The sequence below is a fragment of the Microbacterium meiriae genome, from assembly GCF_040686935.1.
Lineage (GTDB): Bacteria > Actinomycetota > Actinomycetes > Actinomycetales > Microbacteriaceae > Microbacterium > Microbacterium meiriae.
In genome coordinates this window covers 92,701-110,120 of the sequence record NZ_JBFBMF010000005.1, presented here as the reverse complement: position 1 = coordinate 110,120, position 17,420 = coordinate 92,701, and the positions used below count along the sequence as shown (strand labels likewise).

17 protein-coding genes are annotated in these 17,420 nt (G+C 70.0%); 11 read left to right on the top strand and 6 right to left on the bottom strand.

The genetic code is table 11. The features are described from left to right. Positions 1-3 precede the first annotated feature (3 nt). Together AB0P08_RS15960 and AB0P08_RS15955 are read right to left on the bottom strand one after the other, a co-directional pair. A complete protein-coding gene (locus tag AB0P08_RS15960; RefSeq protein WP_187662499.1) occupies positions 4-1,272 on the bottom strand; it encodes an ABC transporter substrate-binding protein in 1,269 nt (422 codons plus the stop codon). Between the two features lie 131 nt (positions 1,273-1,403). Continuing rightward, positions 1,404-1,940, bottom strand: coding sequence for a CGNR zinc finger domain-containing protein (locus AB0P08_RS15955; protein WP_363590502.1), 537 nt, complete (start codon positions 1,938-1,940; stop codon positions 1,404-1,406). 38 nt (positions 1,941-1,978) lie between these two features. Between AB0P08_RS15955 and AB0P08_RS15950 the strand changes: the two genes are divergently transcribed. The 6 genes from AB0P08_RS15950 to AB0P08_RS15925 all read left to right on the top strand — a co-directional run bounded on the left by AB0P08_RS15950 (position 1,979) and on the right by AB0P08_RS15925 (position 9,123). Further along, the gene (locus AB0P08_RS15950; protein ID WP_363590501.1) at positions 1,979-2,923 is read left to right on the top strand and encodes an EamA family transporter; all 945 of its coding nucleotides are present in this window, start codon (positions 1,979-1,981) and stop codon (positions 2,921-2,923) included. A gap of 196 nt (positions 2,924-3,119) precedes the next feature. Next, positions 3,120-3,785 (top strand): GntR family transcriptional regulator, encoded by a 666-nt coding sequence (locus AB0P08_RS15945; RefSeq protein WP_187662496.1) that lies wholly within the window; start codon positions 3,120-3,122, stop codon positions 3,783-3,785. Then, on the top strand, positions 3,782-5,308 hold the full coding sequence (locus AB0P08_RS15940; RefSeq protein WP_363590500.1) for an MmgE/PrpD family protein: 1,527 nt from the start codon (positions 3,782-3,784) through the stop codon (positions 5,306-5,308). Before AB0P08_RS15945 ends, AB0P08_RS15940 begins: the two co-directional genes overlap by 4 nt. Before the next feature lie 118 nt (positions 5,309-5,426). Then, positions 5,427-6,329, top strand: a complete 903-nt coding sequence (prpB, locus tag AB0P08_RS15935; RefSeq protein ID WP_187662494.1) for a methylisocitrate lyase — start codon at positions 5,427-5,429, stop codon at positions 6,327-6,329. 2 nt (positions 6,330-6,331) lie between these two features. Further along, positions 6,332-7,465 carry a bifunctional 2-methylcitrate synthase/citrate synthase gene (locus tag AB0P08_RS15930; RefSeq protein ID WP_363590499.1) on the top strand — a complete coding sequence of 378 codons (1,134 nt, stop codon included), beginning with the start codon at positions 6,332-6,334 and terminating at the stop codon, positions 7,463-7,465. 170 nt (positions 7,466-7,635) lie between these two features. Further along, complete coding sequence (locus tag AB0P08_RS15925; RefSeq protein WP_363590498.1) at positions 7,636-9,123, top strand: MFS transporter; 1,488 nt, start codon at positions 7,636-7,638, stop codon at positions 9,121-9,123. Between the two features lie 13 nt (positions 9,124-9,136). Here the strand turns inward: AB0P08_RS15925 and AB0P08_RS15920 are convergent, their stop codons facing one another. Then, positions 9,137-9,739, bottom strand: a complete 603-nt coding sequence (locus AB0P08_RS15920) for an antibiotic biosynthesis monooxygenase (RefSeq protein ID WP_062765537.1) — start codon at positions 9,737-9,739, stop codon at positions 9,137-9,139. Positions 9,740-10,480: 741 nt separating this feature from the next. Here AB0P08_RS15920 and AB0P08_RS15915 point away from each other — a divergent pair. The 4 genes from AB0P08_RS15915 (at position 10,481) to AB0P08_RS15900 (ending at position 14,928) form a co-directional block, all read left to right on the top strand. Further along, complete coding sequence (locus tag AB0P08_RS15915; protein WP_363590497.1) at positions 10,481-11,980, top strand: CoA-acylating methylmalonate-semialdehyde dehydrogenase; 1,500 nt, start codon at positions 10,481-10,483, stop codon at positions 11,978-11,980. Between the two features lie 9 nt (positions 11,981-11,989). Continuing rightward, the gene (locus AB0P08_RS15910) at positions 11,990-13,171 is read left to right on the top strand and encodes an acyl-CoA dehydrogenase family protein (protein ID WP_268777066.1); all 1,182 of its coding nucleotides are present in this window, start codon (positions 11,990-11,992) and stop codon (positions 13,169-13,171) included. Next, positions 13,168-14,046 (top strand): 3-hydroxyisobutyrate dehydrogenase, encoded by an 879-nt coding sequence (mmsB, locus tag AB0P08_RS15905; protein WP_363590496.1) that lies wholly within the window; start codon positions 13,168-13,170, stop codon positions 14,044-14,046. The genes AB0P08_RS15910 and mmsB overlap by 4 nt, the downstream gene beginning before the upstream one ends. A gap of 105 nt (positions 14,047-14,151) precedes the next feature. Beyond that, complete coding sequence (locus AB0P08_RS15900; RefSeq protein ID WP_363590539.1) at positions 14,152-14,928, top strand: enoyl-CoA hydratase-related protein; 777 nt, start codon at positions 14,152-14,154, stop codon at positions 14,926-14,928. Between the two features lie 93 nt (positions 14,929-15,021). Here AB0P08_RS15900 and AB0P08_RS15895 read toward each other — a convergent pair whose 3' ends face one another. From AB0P08_RS15895 to AB0P08_RS15885, 3 genes are read right to left on the bottom strand one after another with little or no spacing between them, the layout of a single operon-like run. Further along, positions 15,022-15,465 (bottom strand): YdeI/OmpD-associated family protein, encoded by a 444-nt coding sequence (locus tag AB0P08_RS15895; RefSeq protein WP_363590495.1) that lies wholly within the window; start codon positions 15,463-15,465, stop codon positions 15,022-15,024. Next, entirely contained in the window at positions 15,462-15,932 is a 471-nt protein-coding gene (locus tag AB0P08_RS15890; RefSeq protein ID WP_363590494.1) for an SRPBCC family protein, read from the bottom strand. Before AB0P08_RS15890 ends, AB0P08_RS15895 begins: the two co-directional genes overlap by 4 nt. Beyond that, on the bottom strand, positions 15,932-16,468 hold the full coding sequence (locus AB0P08_RS15885; RefSeq protein WP_259953343.1) for a MarR family winged helix-turn-helix transcriptional regulator: 537 nt from the start codon (positions 16,466-16,468) through the stop codon (positions 15,932-15,934). The genes AB0P08_RS15890 and AB0P08_RS15885 overlap by 1 nt, the downstream gene beginning before the upstream one ends. A gap of 175 nt (positions 16,469-16,643) precedes the next feature. Between AB0P08_RS15885 and AB0P08_RS15880 the strand changes: the two genes are divergently transcribed. Further along, positions 16,644-17,420 (top strand): electron transfer flavoprotein subunit beta/FixA family protein, encoded by a 777-nt coding sequence (locus tag AB0P08_RS15880; RefSeq protein WP_363590493.1) that lies wholly within the window; start codon positions 16,644-16,646, stop codon positions 17,418-17,420.

Below are 17,420 nucleotides of genomic sequence, written 5' to 3'. Positions count from 1 at the left end.
GGGTCAGCCGGCGTTCGCGGCGAACCAGTCGTCCATGGCCTGCAGCACCTGGTCGGCGGGCGCGCCGCCGAGGAGGGCCTGGGTCTGGGTGTTGATCTCGCCCGCGTAACCGTCGGGGAGGGTGCGCTCGCCGTAGCCACCGCCGGTGGGCGTGTAGGCCTCGGCGGGGGTGTCGGCGACGATCTGCAGCAGCTCCTCGCCGAGCGGCGTCATGTCGTACTCGTAGCCGTCGCGGAAGTTGCCGTCGACAGCGAGCTGGTCGCTCACGGCGGTCTGGTCGGTGGTGAGGAACTCGATGAGCTTCGCCGCGGCATCCTGGTTCTTGCTCGCCTTGAGGATCGAGTAGGGACTGGCGATGTTGGCGCCCATCGCGGGCTGCTCGTCGGCGCTCATCGCGGGGGCGCGGAAGACGCCGATGTCGGCCGAGTCCGTCGCCTTCGCCTGGGTGCCGGCGAACCAGCTGCCCATCGAGTACACCGCAGTCTTGCCGGAGAGGAAGGCCTGCTCGGCATCCGGGTACTTGATGCCCAGGGCGTCGCCGGGGATGTACCCCTCGGACACCCAGTCCGCGTAGGTCTCGACCGCGTCGCCGTAGGTCTCGCTGAACGTGACATCGCCCGCCGAGATGTCCTGGAACCACTCCGGGTCGTCGGCGATGATGGTCGGCAGTCCGAGCGCTTGCAGCGTGTGGCTGGTCATCCAGTCGCCGCCGGTCTGGACGGGGGTCCACCCTGCGTCCTTGAGCTTCCCGAGGGCGTCCGTGAGCTCGTCGACGGTCGTCGGCAGCTCCGTGATCCCGGCCTCCTCGAAGGCGGTCTTGTTGTAGAAGAAGAGGCTCTGCAGCTGCACGCCGATGCCGGCCATGTAGTTCTTGCCGTCGATCGAGTACTGGTCGGCGAGCGGACCGGACGACGCCCATTCGTACTGCGAGAGGTCGACGAGCTCGGGAGCGAGCTTGGTCGTCGGGGCGATGGACTGCACGACGTCGGGAGCGTCACCGGCGGCCAGCAGACGCGGCACGGCGGCTTCGACACCCTCGGCACCCGGGTTCTGGATGACGACGTCGATGTTCGGGTTGGCGTCCTCGAACGGGGCGACGAGGTCGTTCCAGAACTCCTCGGTCAGGTTCGGGGTGACGTTCACGAGCATGCGGACGGTGACGTCGCCGCCGGCATCGCCGCCGTCGTCGCCGGCGGTGGTCGAGCAGCCGGCGATGGCGAGGGCGGATACCGCCGCGATGCCGGCGAGGGGGAGGACTCGGGCCTTGATCATCGTTGATCCTTTCCTGATGCATGAGGGAGGGCCGCTCGCGACATTACACTAATCGATAATCGTTTGTGAAGAGCGGGCAGCATCAGATCCCGCTCGGAGAGGGCGGCCTCCGAGCGTGGTGGGTGCCGCGGTCAGCGGGCGGCGCGACGAGCGCGGTAGGCGGCCACGGCATTCCGGTTGGCGCAGCTCGTGGAGCAGTACCGTTTGGAGCGGTTGCGGGAGAGATCGAGCGCGATCGCCTGGCAGGTCTCGTCCGCGCAGACGGTGAGGCGAGAGCCCTCGTCCGTGCGGATGACGTCGATCAGGGCCATCGCCGTCTCCACGAGCACGCGTTCGGCGAGCGGGCGCTCATCGGCGAGGCCGTGCAGGTGCCAGTCCAGCTCGTCGTGACGCACGAGCCGCGGGGTCAGACGCACCTCCGCGAGAGCGGCGTTGACGTGCCCGGCCATCTCGTCGCGCGGGGCGAGCAGCATCGCGCGGAGCCGCGGGCGCAGGGCGCGGAGGTCGTCGAGCTCCACCGTGTCCCCGTCGACCCGTCCCGTGTACGGGAACACCTTCAGGAAGGCCTTCTCGTCGTCGATGTCGACGAGGGTGTCCGGTTCTTCCGCCGAGTTCGCGAGCCAGACCGCGGCTCGGAGTGCGTCCTCGGTGTCATCGGTGAAGACCATGTTGACAGCTTACTCCCGTCGGCGTAGCGTCATCTCCCATGAGCACCGTGGCTGATGACAAGATAAGCACACGGGCGAGTGTGCGTCTCGGCCTCCCGCTCGCAATCGCCGCCGCTTTCGCGTTCGGGTCCTCCGGGGCCTGGGCGCGCGGACTCATCGATGCGGGGTGGACGCCGGGTGCCGCCGTCACCGTGCGGGTGTGGGTCGCGGCGCTCGTGCTGCTCGTCCCCACTCTTCTCGCGCTGCGGGGACGGTGGCGTGCGCTCCAGCAGAACGCGGGGATGGTCGCCGTCTATGGTCTGCTCGCCGTCGCAGCCACCCAGCTCTGCTACTTCCAGGCTGTCGCGGTGATGGACGTCGGGATCGCTCTGCTCATCGAGTACACCGCCCCGGTCGCGGTGCTCCTCTGGCTCTGGCTGCGCCGGGGAGAGCGTCCCACGCGGCGCAGCATCCTCGGTGCGGCCATCGCCTTCGTGGGACTCGTCCTCATGCTCGACATCGTCACCGGTGCGCAGGTGAACGTGCCCGGGGTGCTCTGGGCGCTCGGTGCGATGGTGGGGGCCGCGAGCTACTTCGTGCTGTCCGCGCGGGCCGACACCGGCATCCCGCCGATCGCGCTCGCGGGGAGCGGGTTGCTGCTCGGCGCCGTCGGCCTGAGTCTCGCCGCGCTCGTCGGGGTGCTGCCCTTCGCGTGGACGACCTCCGACGTCGACTACCGCTTCGGCGCGGTGCCGTGGTTCGTGCCGGTCCTCGCGATCGGCGTGATCGCGACGGCCCTCGCGTACGTGCTCGGCATCGTCTCGACACGGATGCTCGGCTCGCGCCTGGCCTCGTTCGTCGCCCTCGCCGAGGTCGTGGCGGCCCTGCTCTTCGGCTGGCTTCTGCTCGGCCAGCTCCCCGGCCCGCTGCAGGCCGTCGGTGGCGTGCTCGTGCTCACCGGCGTGGTCGTGGTCAAGCTCGGCGAGCCCCGCCCCGCGGCCTGAGCGGCGTCTCCGCGCACAACTTCGGACTCCAGGGCCGACACGCCGGCCCCCCGGCCCCCGCCGTGCGGCGTGTCCCCGGCGATCTCCGAAGCTGTGCCCGGATGGGGGAACGGCTGGGCGGAGACTATGTATACGAATGCACTACCTGAATAAGACAGGTGGCCTGCTGGGGACCATTTATGTATACACTGACGACATGGTTCTCCCGGTCGAGCGCACGTCCATGGGTGATCGCGCCTATGCGGCGCTCCTGGACGGCATCCAGTCCGGGGAGCTGCCGGCCGGTTTCGTGCTCGGCGAGGTGGAGCAGGCCGAGCGCCTCGGCGTGAGCCGGACGCCGCTGCGGGAGGCGCTGCGTCGTCTGGCCGCCGACGGCCTGGTCGTGCAGCAGTCGCCCCGCGTCACCGTGGTCGCCGACCTCGACGCCGACGACATCCGGTCCCTGTTCGAGATCCGCCGCGCGCTGGAGGAGACCTCCGCCCGCCTCGCGGCCGTCCGGGGCGACGCCGACCGGTTCGCCGCGCTCGCCGCGGAGTTCGCGCACGTGGACCTCACCAGGGCGGAGGGCCGCGACGCCTACTACGCCCTGATCGCGCGGTTCGATGCGGCCCTCGACGACGCCGTCGCCAACGACTACATCGCCGCGGCGCTGCGCACCGTCCGCACCCACCTCGTGCGCGTGCGGCGCATGGCCCGTGACAAGCCCGCGCGGCTCGCCGCCTCCGCGGCCGAGCACCGCACGATCGCCGAGGCGCTCGCCGCCCGCGACGGCGACCTCGCCGCCCATGCCACGCACGTGCACCTGCACAACGCGCTCACCGGCATCCTCGACTCCCTCCCCGACAGCGAAGGACACTCATGACCGTCACCCACCACGTCCGCGTGCACGCCAGCTCCGAGAACCTCGTCCGTGAGGACCAGCTCGCCTGGAAGATCGCCGAGGTCGCGGTCGACCAGGTCGAGGTCGAGCAGCCCGTCGTCGACATGATCATCAACCGCATCATCGACAACGCGTCCGTCGCCGCGGCCTCCCTCACCCGTGCGCCGATCGTCGCAGCCCGCGCGCAGGCGTTCAGCCACCCCGTGTCCACCGGTGGTGCCGGCGCCAACCTCTTCGGAACACCGCTCGACCGCCGCACCAGCCCGGAGTGGGCGGCCTGGGCGAACGGCGTGGCCGTACGCGAGCTCGACTACCACGACACGTTCCTCGCCGCCGAGTACTCGCACCCGGGCGACAACATCCCGCCGACCCTCGCGGTCGCGCAGCACACCGGCAAGGACGGCCGCGCGCTCGTGCGCGGCATCGCCACCGGCTACGAGATCCAGATGGACCTGGTGCGCGCGATCTGCCTGCACAAGCACAAGATCGACCACGTCGCGCACCTCGGCCCGTCCGCCGCCGCCGGCATCGGCACCCTCCTCGGCCTCGACGTCGAGACGATCTACCAGGCGGTCGGCCAGGCACTGCACACCACGACCGCCACCCGGCAGAGCCGCAAGGGCGAGATCTCCACGTGGAAGGCGCACGCCCCGGCCTTCGCCGGGAAGATGGCCGTCGAGGCGGTCGACCGGGCGATGCGCGGACAGACCAGCCCCGCGCCGATCTACGAAGGCGAGGACGGCGTGATCGCCTGGATGCTCGACGGCAAGGACGCCGCCTACGAGGTGCCGCTGCCCGCTGCGGGCGAACCCAAGCGCGCGATCCTCGACTCCTACACGAAGGAGCACTCCGCGGAGTATCAGGCGCAGGCGTGGATCGACCTCGCCCGCAAGCTCGGCACGGCGAACCCGGCGCTCCGCGACCCCGCGAACATCGCCTCGATCGTGCTGCACACCAGCCACCACACGCACTACGTGATCGGCTCGGGTGCGAACGACCCGCAGAAGTACGACCCGACGGCCTCCCGCGAGACGCTCGACCACTCGATCCCGTACATCTTCGCGGTGGCGCTGCAGGACGGCGGCTGGCACCACGTCGACTCCTACACGCCGGAGCGCGCCGGCCGGGCCGACACGGTCGCCCTGTGGCACAAGATCACCACGGCCGAGGATGCCGAGTGGACGCGCCGCTATCACTCGGAGGACCCGGACGAGAAGGCCTTCGGCGGCCGCGTCGAGATCCGCCTCACCGACGGGTCGACCGTGGTGGACGAGATCGCCGTCGCCGACGCCCACCCGCTCGGTGCCCGACCGTTCGCACGGGAGAACTACATCGCCAAGTTCCGCCTGCTCGCGGAGCCCGTACTCGAGGCCGCCGAGATCGAGCGGTTCCTGGAGCTCGTGCAGCGCCTGCCCGAGCTCACGGCCGCCGAGGTCGCCGAGCTCTCGATCGTCGCGAAGCCGGGTCTGCTCGACGACGCCGCGGCGCCCGCCGGTCTGTTCTGATGCCCACGCCGTTCATAACTCAGGAGAATCGGCGCGGAACGCGTCGGCTGACCGCCTACACGGCTGTTTCCCCCGCCGGTCTCCTGAGTTGTGAACCCCGATCGAAGGGGAGCAACTGATGCTGTACTCCACCACGACGCCGGCCGAGAAGCGGCGCCTGTTCCGGGAACGGCTCGCCTCCGGGGAGCTGCTGCGGTTCCCCGGCGCGTTCAACCCCCTGAGCGCCCGACTGATCGAACAGAAGGGGTTCGAGGGGGTCTACATCTCGGGCGCCGTGCTCTCCGCCGACCTCGGCCTGCCCGACATCGGCCTCACCACGCTCACCGAGGTCGCCGGGCGGGCGAAGCAGATCGCCCGGATGACCGACCTCCCCGCGATCGTCGACGCCGACACCGGCTTCGGCGAGCCGATGAACGTCGCCCGCACGATCCAGGAGCTCGAGGACGCCGGCCTCGCGGGAACGCACATCGAGGACCAGGTCAACCCCAAGCGCTGCGGCCACCTCGACGGCAAGGCCGTGGTCGACGAGGACACCGCGATCAAGCGCATCCGCGCAGCCGCCGACGCCCGTCGTGACGAGAACTTCCTGATCATGGCGCGCACCGACATCCGGGCGATCGAGGGGCTGGACGCGGCGATCGACCGGGCCCAGGCGCTCGTCGACGCGGGAGCCGATGCGATCTTCCCCGAGGCGATGCGCACGATCGGCGAGTTCGAGGCCATGGCCGCGGCGCTGGACGTGCCGATCCTCGCGAACATGACCGAGTTCGGCAAGAGCGAGCTGTTCTCCGTCGACAGTCTCCGCGACGCCGGCGTGCGGATGGTGATCTGGCCGGTGTCGCTGCTGCGCATCTCGATGGGGGCCGCGGGCCGCGCACTGGATACGCTGAACGACGAGGGGCACTTGACCTCGAAGCTCGGCGAGATGCAGCACCGCGCCGACCTCTACGAGCTGATCGACTACGAGTCGTACAACCGTTTCGACTCGGGCGTCTTCAACTTCACCGTTACGAAGGAGTGACCATGACCGAGCCGGAGATCAAGAAGGGCCTCGCGGGCGTCGTCGTCGACACGACGGCGATCTCGAAGGTCAACCCCGAGACGAACAGCCTGCTCTACCGCGGCTATCCCGTGCAGGAGCTCGCCGACACGCAGTCCTTCGAGGCCGTGGCGTACCTGCTGTGGAACGGGGAGCTGCCGACGGGCGACGAGCTCGCCGCGTTCCGGCTGGAGGAGCGCAAGCACCGCGCTCTGGCTGACAACGTCAAGGCCGCGATCGATCTCGTGCCGCTCGAGGCGCATCCGATGGACGAGGTGCGCACCGCGGTCAGCCTGATCGGCGCATCGGACCCCGAGGCCGGCGGCTCGGTGCTCGACGCCGGTGGCAGCCCGGAGCAGAACCTGGCGCGCAGCATCCGCCTGTTCGCGGCGCTGCCGGCCATCGTGGCCTACGGTCAGCGTCGCCGTCGTGGCCAGGAGCTCATCCCTCCGCGCGACGACCTCGACTACTCGGCGAACTTCCTCTGGATGACCTTCGGCGAGGAGGCCGACCCCGTCGTGGTCGACGCCTTCAACCGGTCGATGATCCTCTACGCCGAGCACTCCTTCAACGCCTCGACCTTCACCGCCCGGGTCATCACCTCGACCCTCAGCGACATCTACTCGGCTGTGGTCGGGGCCATCGGTGCGCTCAAGGGCCCGCTGCACGGCGGGGCGAACGAGGCCGTGCTGCACATCTTCAAGGAGATCGGATCGGCGGACGCCGTGGAGGCCTGGCTCGACAAGGCCCTCGCGGAGAAGCGCAAGATCATGGGCTTCGGGCACCGCGTCTACAAGAACGGCGACTCGCGCGTGCCGACGATGAAGGCCGCGCTGGACACCCTCGTCGCGCACTACGGCCGGGAGGACGTCGCCGCGCTGTATGACGCGCTGGAGTCGCAGTTCGTCGAGCGCAAGGGCATCCACCCGAACCTCGACTACCCGTCCGGTCCCGCGTACAGCCTCATCGGCTTCGACACGCTCACCTTCACGCCGCTGTTCGTCGCGGCGCGGGTGACGGGGTGGACCGCGCACGTCATCGAGCAGGCCGGCGCGAACGCCCTGATCCGTCCGCTGTCCCACTACGACGGCCCCGTCGAGCGGCACGTGGCCGGCTGACCCCTCCGTTCGAATCGCCTGAATGGCTCCATCTCACCGCGGAATGGAGCCATTCGCGCGATTCGGAGCAGTAGCGTGCCGACGGCCCCCGGGTCAAGCGGATGCGGCGGATTTCCGGGAGGAGTAAACCGGATCCGGGACGAAAGCACGTCCCGCGAGAAGGAGGCCCCATGTCCGCGTCCGACGTCACCGTCAAGGAGGTCCGGTCGCTCGTCCCCGCGCGCATGGACCGGCTCCCCTGGTCGCGCTTCCACTGGATGATCGTCGTCGGACTCGGGTTCTCCTGGATCCTCGACGGTCTCGAGGTGCAGATCGTCGCGGCCAACGGCTACGCGCAGACGCTGGGGATGGGTCCCGCCGAGGTCGGCCTCGCCGGCACCTGCTACCTGCTCGGCCAGGTGTTCGGCGCCCTCGTGTTCGGCCGCCTCGCCGACCGCCTCGGCCGCAAGAACCTCTTCCTGCTCTCGCTCGGGGTGTACCTCGTCGGGTCGGCCGTCGCCGGTCTCGCGTTCGCCCCCTGGTTCTTCTACATCTGGCGCTTCGTCGCCGGGGCGGGCATCGGCGGTGAGTACGCGGCGATCAACTCGGCCATCGACGAGATCATCCCCGCGAAGTACCGCGGCCGCGTCGACATCGCCATCAACGGCACCTACTGGGGTGGTGCGGCCCTCGGCGCCGTCGCCAACATGTTCTTCCTCAACACCGACATCCTGCCCGCCGACATCGGCTGGCGGCTGAGCTTCTTCGTCGGCCCGATCCTCGGCCTCCTCATCATCTGGCTGCGACGGCACATCCCGGAGAGCCCGCGCTGGCAGATGACGCACGGCCGCGAGGAGGAGGCGGAACGCAACGTCGACGAGATCGAGGAGCGCATCCGCAAGGAGGGCAAGACGATCGAGCCCGTCGACGAGAGCAAGGCCATCACGGTCAAGGAATACGGCAGCGTCCCGTTCCTCGTGATCGCGAAGGTGCTGTTCAAGAAGTACCCGCGGCGCACCCTCGTCGGCATCACGATGATGGTGACGCAGTCCTTCCTCTACAACGCGATCTTCTTCACCTACGCGCTCGTGCTGGAGAACTTCTACGACACCCCGCCGGCGTCCGCATCGCAGTACTTCATCGTCTTCGCGGTCGGCAACCTCGCGGGCGCCCTCATCCTCGGCCACTTCTTCGACACGTGGGGTCGTCGGCGGATGCTGTTCGGCACCTATGTGCTCGCGGGTCTGATCCTGCTCGTCAGCGCCTTCCTCTTCAACGCGGGTGTGCTGAATGCGGGCACGCACACGGCGTTCTGGTGCGCGTCGTTCTTCTTCGCCTCGGCCGGAGCATCGGCCGCGTACCTGACCGTGAGCGAGATCTTCCCGCTCGAGCTGCGCAGCCAGGTGATCTCCTACGTCTTCTCCATCGGGCAGCTCGTCGGCGCGGTCGCCCCGGTTCTCTACGGCGCGCTGATCGGCGCGAGCGCGGAGTCGGGCGACCGCGGTCCGCTGTTCTGGGGGTACGTGCTCGGTGCGGCGATCATGATGTTCGGCGGCGTCGTGTGTGGTGTCTTCGGCGTGAGTGCGGCCGGGAAGTCACTGGAGGACATCGCCGATCCGCTGTCACTCGTGGAACCGGCGAAGAAGGGCGTCACCCCGGGGTCGGAGTCCGGCTCATGAGAAGGCGGTTCCGCTAGCGGGCGAGCCAGTTCCGCAGGGAGCGCGTGACGAACGGCAGCACCCAGTACGTCATGATCGGCGTGAGCACGAGGGTGGTGATGAGCACGCGGAGCCACAGCGGCACGGCGTCCCATCCCGGCACCGGGCTCATGGCGTAGGTGAACGCGAGGTTCACGGGGAAGAAGCCGAGCCAGATCGAGACGGCCTGCTTCCACCGCGGCGGCGCGGGGGCGACGGTCACGGTGCTGGTCGTGCCGTCAGGGTCGACGACGGGGATGGAGCCGGTGGACGGCTCGTCGAACCAGCCCTCGATGCCCGAGCGGCGCTTGGACCTCTCGCTGCGGACGAAGCCCTGGCCCATCGACAGCCACCACGCGCGTTCCCCGGACTGCTCCCACGCGGTCAGCGCGTCCTCGCTCGCGAAGCGGTAGAGCATGTGCCAGACCTGCGAGTCCTCGCCGGCGCGGACCCAGCCGGAGCCGAGGAAGCCCGGGTACTTCGTCGCGAGGTTCACTCCGGTCTGCACCCACGCGGTCGCCTCGGCGATGCGCTCCGGGTCGACCTCGCGGCGGATGGAGACGGTGACGGGTTCGGACACAGGGGCGGATGCGGACATGGTGCGGTCCTCGGGGTGAGCGGCGTCGGGGTGCGGACGCGGGGCGACGGCGCCAGGGTCGCGGCGCCTGGTCGATTCTAGTTCTCCTTCGAGTCGCGCGATTGGCTCCGAATCCGGGTCGGGTGCCGCCAGCGACCCCGGTCGTCGAACACGTCGACACGGCGGTCGCGTGGCTGAAGAAGTGTCCGGTGTGCAGGATCGGCGCGTAGGACTGGGCTCGTGCCACCCGCGCTCGTCGCTGACGTTCGTACGGGTCGGCGATGTCGATCACGGGGTCCGCTCGCGGGTGCACGCGGACGCCGTGGAACGGAGCCTCGAGGTCGGATCCGCGCAATCGACCGCGGCTCACGCCGTGCAGCCGCGCCGTCCGTACCGCGAAGTCCACCCCGAAGCGGGCCGGAAGCTCGTGTCGTCGTCCCATGCCCCCACGCTCCCACCGCTGCTGTCGCGCTGGGTCCGAAGGGAAGAAGAAGACCCCCGCCGACCCGATTCGGCGGGGGTCTCGGGAGCGAGAGTGCTCACCGTGTGCACGGGAGACGCGACTACCCGATCCGGTCTGAGTCTGTGCCGTGCATCTGCAGTTGTAATCGGCCCGGATGTCCGGCGGGTGAACGACCGGAGAACGGGCGACGGCGGCATCCGAACGCGGGCGCCGCAAGATACAAGGACGTCCTCGTATTTTCACGGTCGTCGGAGTAAACTCGCCGATGTGCCAAAGAGGGCACGGAGGGATGTCGCACAATGACCCGTACTATCCCGCACTTCGTGGGCGGAACGCATGTCACCCCGGAAGACGGCCGCTTCGCCGACGTCTTCGACCCGAGCACCGGCGCCGTGCAGGCCCGGGTGCCGCTCGCATCCGCGGAGGAGGTGCGCCGCGTCATCGGGAACGCCGAGCAGGCCCAGGCCGCGTGGGCGGCGACCAACCCGCAGAAGCGCAGCCGCGTCCTGCTGCGGTTCCTCGACCTCGTGCAGCAGGAGATGACCTCGCTCGCCGAACTCCTCGCGAGCGAGCACGGCAAGACCGTCGACGACGCCAAGGGTGACATCCAGCGGGGTCTCGAGGTCATCGAGTTCTCCGCCGGGGCCCCGCACCTGCTCAAGGGCGAGTACTCCACCGGTGCCGGGGCCGGCATCGACGTGTACTCGATGCGGCAGCCGCTCGGAGTCGTCGCGGCGATCACGCCCTTCAACTTCCCCGCCATGATCCCGCTGTGGAAGGCCGGCCCCGCCCTCGCCGCCGGCAACGCCGTGGTGCTCAAGCCGAGCGAGCGCGACCCCTCCGTGCCCGTGCGTCTCGCCGAGCTGTTCCTCGAGGCGGGCCTGCCCGCCGGTGTCCTCAACGTCGTGCACGGAGACAAGGAGGCGGTGGACACGCTGCTCACCGACGACCGGATCCGCGCGGTCGGCTTCGTGGGCTCCACGCCCATCGCCGAGTACATCTACGCCACCGCGGCCGCTCACGGCAAGCGGGCGCAGTGCTTCGGCGGCGCGAAGAACCACATGATCGTGATGCCCGACGCCGACCTCGACCAGGCCGTCGACGCCCTCATCGGCGCCGGCTACGGCTCCGCGGGGGAGCGGTGCATGGCCATCTCCGTCGCGGTCCCGGTCGGCGAGGAGACCGCGGATGCGCTCGCCGCCAAGCTCACCGAACGCGTCGCCCAGCTGCGCGTCGGGCCGTCCCTGGCGAAGGACGTCGACTACGGCCCCCTGGTCACGAGCGCCGCGGTCGAGCGGGTTGAGGGCTACATCCAGCAGGGGATCGACGAGGGCGCGACGCTGCTCGCCGACGGCCGCGGCTTCACGGTCCCCGGGCACGAGGAGGGCTTCTACCTCGGGCCGACGCTCTTCGACCACGTGACGACCGACATGGCGATCTACCGCGAGGAGATATTCGGCCCCGTGCTCGTGATCGCCCGCGCCGCCGACTACGAGGAGGCGCTGCGCATGGCCTCCGAGCACGAGTACGGAAACGGTGTCGCGATCTTCACGCGCGACGGCGATGCCGCCCGCGACTTCGCCGCCCGGGTGGAGGTCGGGATGGTGGGCGTGAACGTGCCCATCCCGGTGCCGATCGCCTACTACACGTTCGGCGGCTGGAAGCGCAGCGGCTTCGGCGACCTCAACCAGCACGGCGCCGACGCCTTCCGCTTCTACACGAAGACCAAGACCGTGACGAGCCGCTGGCCGTCGGGGATCCGCGAGGGCGCGAGCTTCGTGATCCCCACCATGCACTAAGGACACGCGATGACCATGACCACTGTCACCACCACCGACGAGGAGCGCGAGGCGATCCTCGACGCCGTGCGGGAGTTCGCCGACGCGGAGCTCGCTCCGTTCGCCGCCGAACGCGACGAGAAGCACCTGTTCCCGCGGGAGTCGCTCCAGCGCGGTGGCGAACTCGGCCTCGGCGGGATCTACGTGAGCGAGGAGTTCGGCGGCACGGGGCTCACCCGCGTCGACACCGTCGCCATCTTCGAGGAGCTCGCCAAGGCCGACCCCGCCGTGGCCGCCTACATCTCCATCCACAACATGGTGGTGTGGATGATCGACACCTACGGCGACGACGAGCAGCGGTCGCGCTGGCTGCCATCGCTGACCGCCATGCAGGAGTTCGGCGGCTACTGCCTCACGGAGCCGGGAGCCGGATCCGACGCGGCGAACATCGCGACCAGCGCCGTCCGCGAGGGCGACGAGTACGTGCTGACCGGGGTGAAGCAGTTCATCTCCGGAGCCGGTGAGGCCGCGGTGTACGTCGTCATGGCGCGGACCGGCGAGCCGGGAGCCCGGGGCATCAGCGCCTTCCTCGTCCCCGGGGACGCGGAGAACCTGAGCTTCGGCGCCCCGGAGAAGAAGATGGGGTGGCACGCGCAGCCCACCCGTCCCGTGATCATGGACGGCGTGCGGGTGCCGGCGTCCGCGATGCTCGGCGACGAGGGCCGCGGCTTCGCGATCGCGATGTCGGCGCTCAACGGCGGACGCCTCAACATCGCGGCGTGCTCGATCGGCGGTGCGCAGGCAGCGCTCGACAAAGCCGTGCAGTACGTGCACGAGCGCGTCGCGTTCGGGGAGCCGCTGGCGGAGAAGCAGTCGATCCTCTTCGCGATCGCCGACATGCGCACCGACCTGCAGGCGGCGAGGCTGATGATGCGCGACGGCGCGCAGGCGGTGGACGAGAAGGCGCCGGACGCGACGATGCGGTGCGCGATGGCCAAGCGCTTCGCGACCGACGCCGGCTTCGAGGTGGCCAACCGCGCCCTCCAGCTGCACGGCGGTTACGGCTACCTGCAGGACTACGGCATCGAGAAGATCGTCCGCGACCTCCGCGTGCATCAGATCCTCGAGGGGACGAACGAGATCATGCGCCTCATCGTGGGGCGGGAGATGCTGCGACCCGCGGGGTCGACGTCGATGCGGAGCGCCTCATGACCCGCGTGGCCTTCCTCGGCCTCGGCCACATGGGCCTGCCGATGGCGAAGAACCTCGTCGCCGCCGGACACGAGGTGCACGGCTTCGACCTCGTGCCCGGGGCGATCGAGGCGGCGGGGACGGCCGGGATCCCCGTGGCCGCGAGCGGCGCGGAGGCCGTGACGGACGCGGAGGTCGTGGTCACGATGTTCCCGGCGGGGAAGCACGTCATCGAGGCCTACCGCACGGAGCTGCTGGCGGCCGCGCGCCCCGGGACGCTGTTCATCGAGTCGTCGACCATCGCGGTGGACGAGGCGCGGGCCGCCCATGCGCTCGCGCTCGCCGCGGGCCATCGGCACATCGATGCTCCGGTCTCCGGAGGTGTGGTCGGGGCGGAGGCCGGGACCCTGGCGTTCATGGTCGGGGGCTCCGATGACGACTTCGCGGCGGCGCTTCCGTTGCTGGGGATCATGGGGAAGCGCATCGTGCACTGCGGCGGCCCGGGGCTAGGTCAAGCAGCGAAGGTCTGCAACAACATGGTGCTCGCGGTGTCGCAGATCGCCGTCGCCGAAGCGTTCGTGCTGGGCGAGCGGCTCGGGCTCGAGCATCAGGCCCTGTTCGATGTGGTGTCCCAGGCGTCCGGGCAGTGCTGGGCGCTCACCACGAACTGTCCCGTGCCCGGACCGGTGCCCACGAGCCCCGCGAACCGGGACTACCAGCCGGGGTTCGCCGGAGCCCTCATGGCGAAGGACCTCGGTCTCGCGCTGCAGGCCATCGAGCAGACCTCGACGGATGCCCGGATGGGTCGTCTGGCGCAGGAGCTGTACGCCGCCTACGCCGCCGGCGACGGCGCTGCCCGCGACTTCTCCGGCATCATCACCGACATCCGCGGCTGACCCCGGCTTTCGAATCGCGCGATTGGCGCCGAATCCGGCCGAAATGCAGCACATCGGGCGATTCGAAGGGGAGGGTGGATGACAAACGACAGGAAGGCGGCAGCGATGACCGAGTACGAGACGATCCTGGTGGAGCAGCGCGGACGCGTGGGGTGGATCACGCTCCACCGTCCGGAGGCGCTCAACGCGCTGAACAGCCGGCTCGCCGAGGAGGTCACCGCGGCCGCGCAGGCCTTCGATGCGGATGACGGGATCGGGGCGATCGTCCTGACCGGCTCCGAGAAGGCCTTCGCGGCCGGTGCCGACATCAAGGAGATGGAGGGCATGTCCGCGGCGGAGATGCTCGAGACCGACCACTTCGGCGTCTGGCACGACTTCGCTGCCGTGCGCACCCCGGTCATCGCGGCGGTCTCCGGATTCGCGCTCGGCGGCGGCTGCGAGCTGGCGATGATGTGCGACATCATCCTCGCCGCGGACACCGCGAAGTTCGGACAGCCGGAGATCAACCTCGGGGTGATCCCCGGCATGGGCGGCACGCAGCGGCTCATCCGCGCGGTCGGGTACTACAAGGCCGCGGAGCTCGTGCTGTCCGGCCGCTTCATGGGGGCCGAGGAAGCGGAGCGCTCCGGACTCGTGTCCCGCGTCGTCCCCGCGACGGACCTCCTGGCCGAGGCGACGACGCTGGCGGAGACGATCGCGTCGAAGTCGCTGCCGTCGGTCTACGCCGCCAAGGCCGCGCTCGATGCGGCGATGGAGACGACGCTGTCCGCCGGCCTCGCCCACGAGAAGCAGGCGTTCGCGGCGCTGTTCGACACGCACGACCAGAAGGAGGGGATGGCGGCCTTCCGCGAGAAGCGCACGCCCGACTTCCAGAACCGCTGATCGCGGTTCACAACTCAGGAGGATCGGTCGCGGAGCCGGCGTTCTGCGGTTGCGCGTGGTTGTGGGCCGCAATTCTCCTGAGTTGTGAACGGGTCAGCCGCGCAGGGACTCCACGATCTTCGCGATCCGGCGGTCGCGCGTCGCGTCCTGCTTGGCGTCGGCGACCGCCCTGGCGTGCTCCTTCCGCGCTGAGGGGGAGAGGGCGTCGAAGGCCGCGCGCACCGCGGGGTCGGCGTCGAGGGCGGCGGCCAGGGCGGGCGGCACCTCGACCGTCCGCTCTGCGGTGTCGAGCCGGATCACGGCGTCCACCTCCTGGTCGATCTCCACCCCGAGGTCTGCGCGGGCGGCCTTGCTGAGACCGATCATGTTCTCGCCGCCCATCCGGGCCAGGCGCAGGCGGGCGGTGCGGGCGCCGATCGTGACCGCGACCGGGAAGGTCTTCCCCGCGCCGAAGGAGGCCACCTGCTCGTCGGTGAGGAGGATCGCCGCGGCGGGACCGCGACCGGTGAGGACGGTGTGCACGCGCAGTTCGCTCATGCAGGAAGAGTACGCCCGCCGTCCTCGATCGCGGCGACGAGGGCGGTGTTGCGCTCCGCGATCAGCCGCTCCATGTACCGTCCCAGGACCAGGGTGTCGACGAGGCGGCCGAGGGGCCCGAAAGGCGACCGGAACGCGACGGTGTCCCGCATGAGGGTGCCACGCGGGTGCTCCTCGAACACATGCTCGTGCCGGAGCTCGCGGAACGGTCCGGCGATCTGACGGTCCGTGAACCGATGCGGCGCGTCGATGTCGAACACCACGGAGCGCAGGCGGAACGGGATGCCGAAGTGCCGTGCGCGCCAGGTCACCGTGGACCCCTCGGTGAACGCGCCGCCCGCAGGCTCCTCGATCATGGTCTCGCCGTATCGCGCCATGGACTGCAGATGCAGTTCGGGGTCCAGTGCCGCGGCGAAGACGACCGGGCGGGGCGCCGCGATCACGGTGTCGAGCACGAACCGGGGCATCAGAGCGGTTCGGGGAGGGGGCGCGGATCGATGAAGTCGCCGGCGTCACGCCGCAGGCGGGCGACGATGGCGACGAGCTCCGCGGCGTCGGCCTCGCTCATGCCGGGGTCGGCGAAGACGTCGGCGTTCAGGGCGGTCGTGGCGCGCTCGACGAGGTCGCGCCCGGCGTCGGTCAGGGCGAGCATCGCGGCGCGTCCGTCGTGGGGGTGCGGTTCGCGGATCACGAGGCCGTCGCGCACGAGCCGCTCGGCGGTGCTGGTGATGGTGGTGGCGTGGACCTGCAGGCGCGCGACGACGCTCGACAGCGGCAGTCGTCCGGCCCGGCTGAAGGCGAGCAGCCGGAGCACCTCGTACCGCGCGAAGCTCAGCGCGAACGGTTTGAGGGCCGCGTCGACGCGGGCGAGGAGGAGCTGCTGGGCCCGCATCACCGACGTGACGACCGTCATGCCGTCTGCGGCCTCGGTCCAGCCGTGCGCGATCCACTGCCGCTTCGCCTCGGCGAGCGGGTCGACGGGAAGCGGGCGGGGTCGGACCACGTCTCTACGGTACCGGCGTAGGGCGCCCCCGGTCGCCAGCGGCGAGCCGAGGACGGCAACTGTCGACTATGTATACATTCGCGGCCGAAATGTCGGGTGCAGCCTGCGGATCCCTCTGTCTTTGGCTACATAGAAGAGCGGGCGGATAGACTCAGCGTGTCGTGAGGAGCATTCGATGAAGATCTTCGTCCTGGTCAAAGAGGTGCCGGACACCTATGGTGATCGCACGTTGAATCTGGAGACCGGCCTCGCCGATCGCGGCGCCGGGGATGTGGTCCTCGACGAGATCACGGAACGGGCCCTCGAGGTCGCTCTCTCCTACGCCGACAAGAACGAGGGCACCGAGGTCGTGGCCCTCACGATGGCGCCGGAGAGCGCGACCGCGTCGGTGCGACGGGCCCTCGCGATCGGCGCCGTCTCCGCGATCCACATCGTCGACGAGCAGCTCGTCGGTGCCGACCTGGGGCTCACCGCCGAGGTCCTCGCCGCCGCGATCCGCCGTGGCGCCCCTGACCTCGTCATCACCGGCAACCTGTCCACCGACGGCGCCGGTGGCGTCCTGCCCGCGATGCTCGCCGAGCACCTCGGCTGGGCGCAGGCCACCGCCCTCTCCGCGGTCGAGATCACGGCCGACGGCATCTCCGGCACCCGGGGCGCGGACGCGGGGAACCAGCAGGTGACCGCGCCGCTGCCCGCCGTGATCTCCATCACCGAGGCCCTCCCTGACGCCCGGTTCCCGAACTTCAAGGGCATCATGGCGGCGAAGAAGAAGCCGCTGGAGGTGCTGTCCCTCGCCGACCTCGACGTGTCGGCGGACCCCGCGGCGGCTCCGCGCACCATCATGACCGCCGTCTCCGAGAAGCCTCCGCGGGCGGCCGGTGTCAAGATCACCGACGAGGGCGATGCCGCCGAGAAGCTCGTCGAGTTCCTCGTGCAGAACAGGCTGGTGTGA

Excerpts from the sequence above, each read along its gene's own strand:
- AB0P08_RS15955 (WP_363590502.1), bottom strand. The coding sequence starts at position 1,940 with ATGGTCTTCACCGATGACACCGAGGACGCACTCCGAGCCGCGGTCTGG.
- AB0P08_RS15925 (WP_363590498.1), top strand. The coding sequence starts at position 7,636 with ATGTCCGCGTCCGACGTCACCGTCAAGGAGGTCCGGTCGCTCGTCCCC.
- AB0P08_RS15910 (WP_268777066.1), top strand. The coding sequence starts at position 11,990 with ATGACCATGACCACTGTCACCACCACCGACGAGGAGCGCGAGGCGATC.
- mmsB (WP_363590496.1), top strand. The coding sequence starts at position 13,168 with ATGACCCGCGTGGCCTTCCTCGGCCTCGGCCACATGGGCCTGCCGATG.
- AB0P08_RS15890 (WP_363590494.1), bottom strand. The coding sequence starts at position 15,932 with ATGCCCCGGTTCGTGCTCGACACCGTGATCGCGGCGCCCCGCCCGGTC.
- AB0P08_RS15900 (WP_363590539.1), top strand. The coding sequence starts at position 14,152 with ATGACCGAGTACGAGACGATCCTGGTGGAGCAGCGCGGACGCGTGGGG.
- AB0P08_RS15915 (WP_363590497.1), top strand. The coding sequence starts at position 10,481 with ATGACCCGTACTATCCCGCACTTCGTGGGCGGAACGCATGTCACCCCG.
- AB0P08_RS15960 (WP_187662499.1), bottom strand. The coding sequence starts at position 1,272 with ATGATCAAGGCCCGAGTCCTCCCCCTCGCCGGCATCGCGGCGGTATCC.
- AB0P08_RS15920 (WP_062765537.1), bottom strand. The coding sequence starts at position 9,739 with ATGTCCGCATCCGCCCCTGTGTCCGAACCCGTCACCGTCTCCATCCGC.
- AB0P08_RS15930 (WP_363590499.1), top strand. The coding sequence starts at position 6,332 with ATGACCGAGCCGGAGATCAAGAAGGGCCTCGCGGGCGTCGTCGTCGAC.
- AB0P08_RS15880 (WP_363590493.1), top strand. The coding sequence starts at position 16,644 with ATGAAGATCTTCGTCCTGGTCAAAGAGGTGCCGGACACCTATGGTGAT.
- prpB (WP_187662494.1), top strand. The coding sequence starts at position 5,427 with ATGCTGTACTCCACCACGACGCCGGCCGAGAAGCGGCGCCTGTTCCGG.
- AB0P08_RS15940 (WP_363590500.1), top strand. The coding sequence starts at position 3,782 with ATGACCGTCACCCACCACGTCCGCGTGCACGCCAGCTCCGAGAACCTC.
- AB0P08_RS15950 (WP_363590501.1), top strand. The coding sequence starts at position 1,979 with ATGAGCACCGTGGCTGATGACAAGATAAGCACACGGGCGAGTGTGCGT.
- AB0P08_RS15945 (WP_187662496.1), top strand. The coding sequence starts at position 3,120 with ATGGTTCTCCCGGTCGAGCGCACGTCCATGGGTGATCGCGCCTATGCG.
- AB0P08_RS15895 (WP_363590495.1), bottom strand. The coding sequence starts at position 15,465 with ATGAGCGAACTGCGCGTGCACACCGTCCTCACCGGTCGCGGTCCCGCC.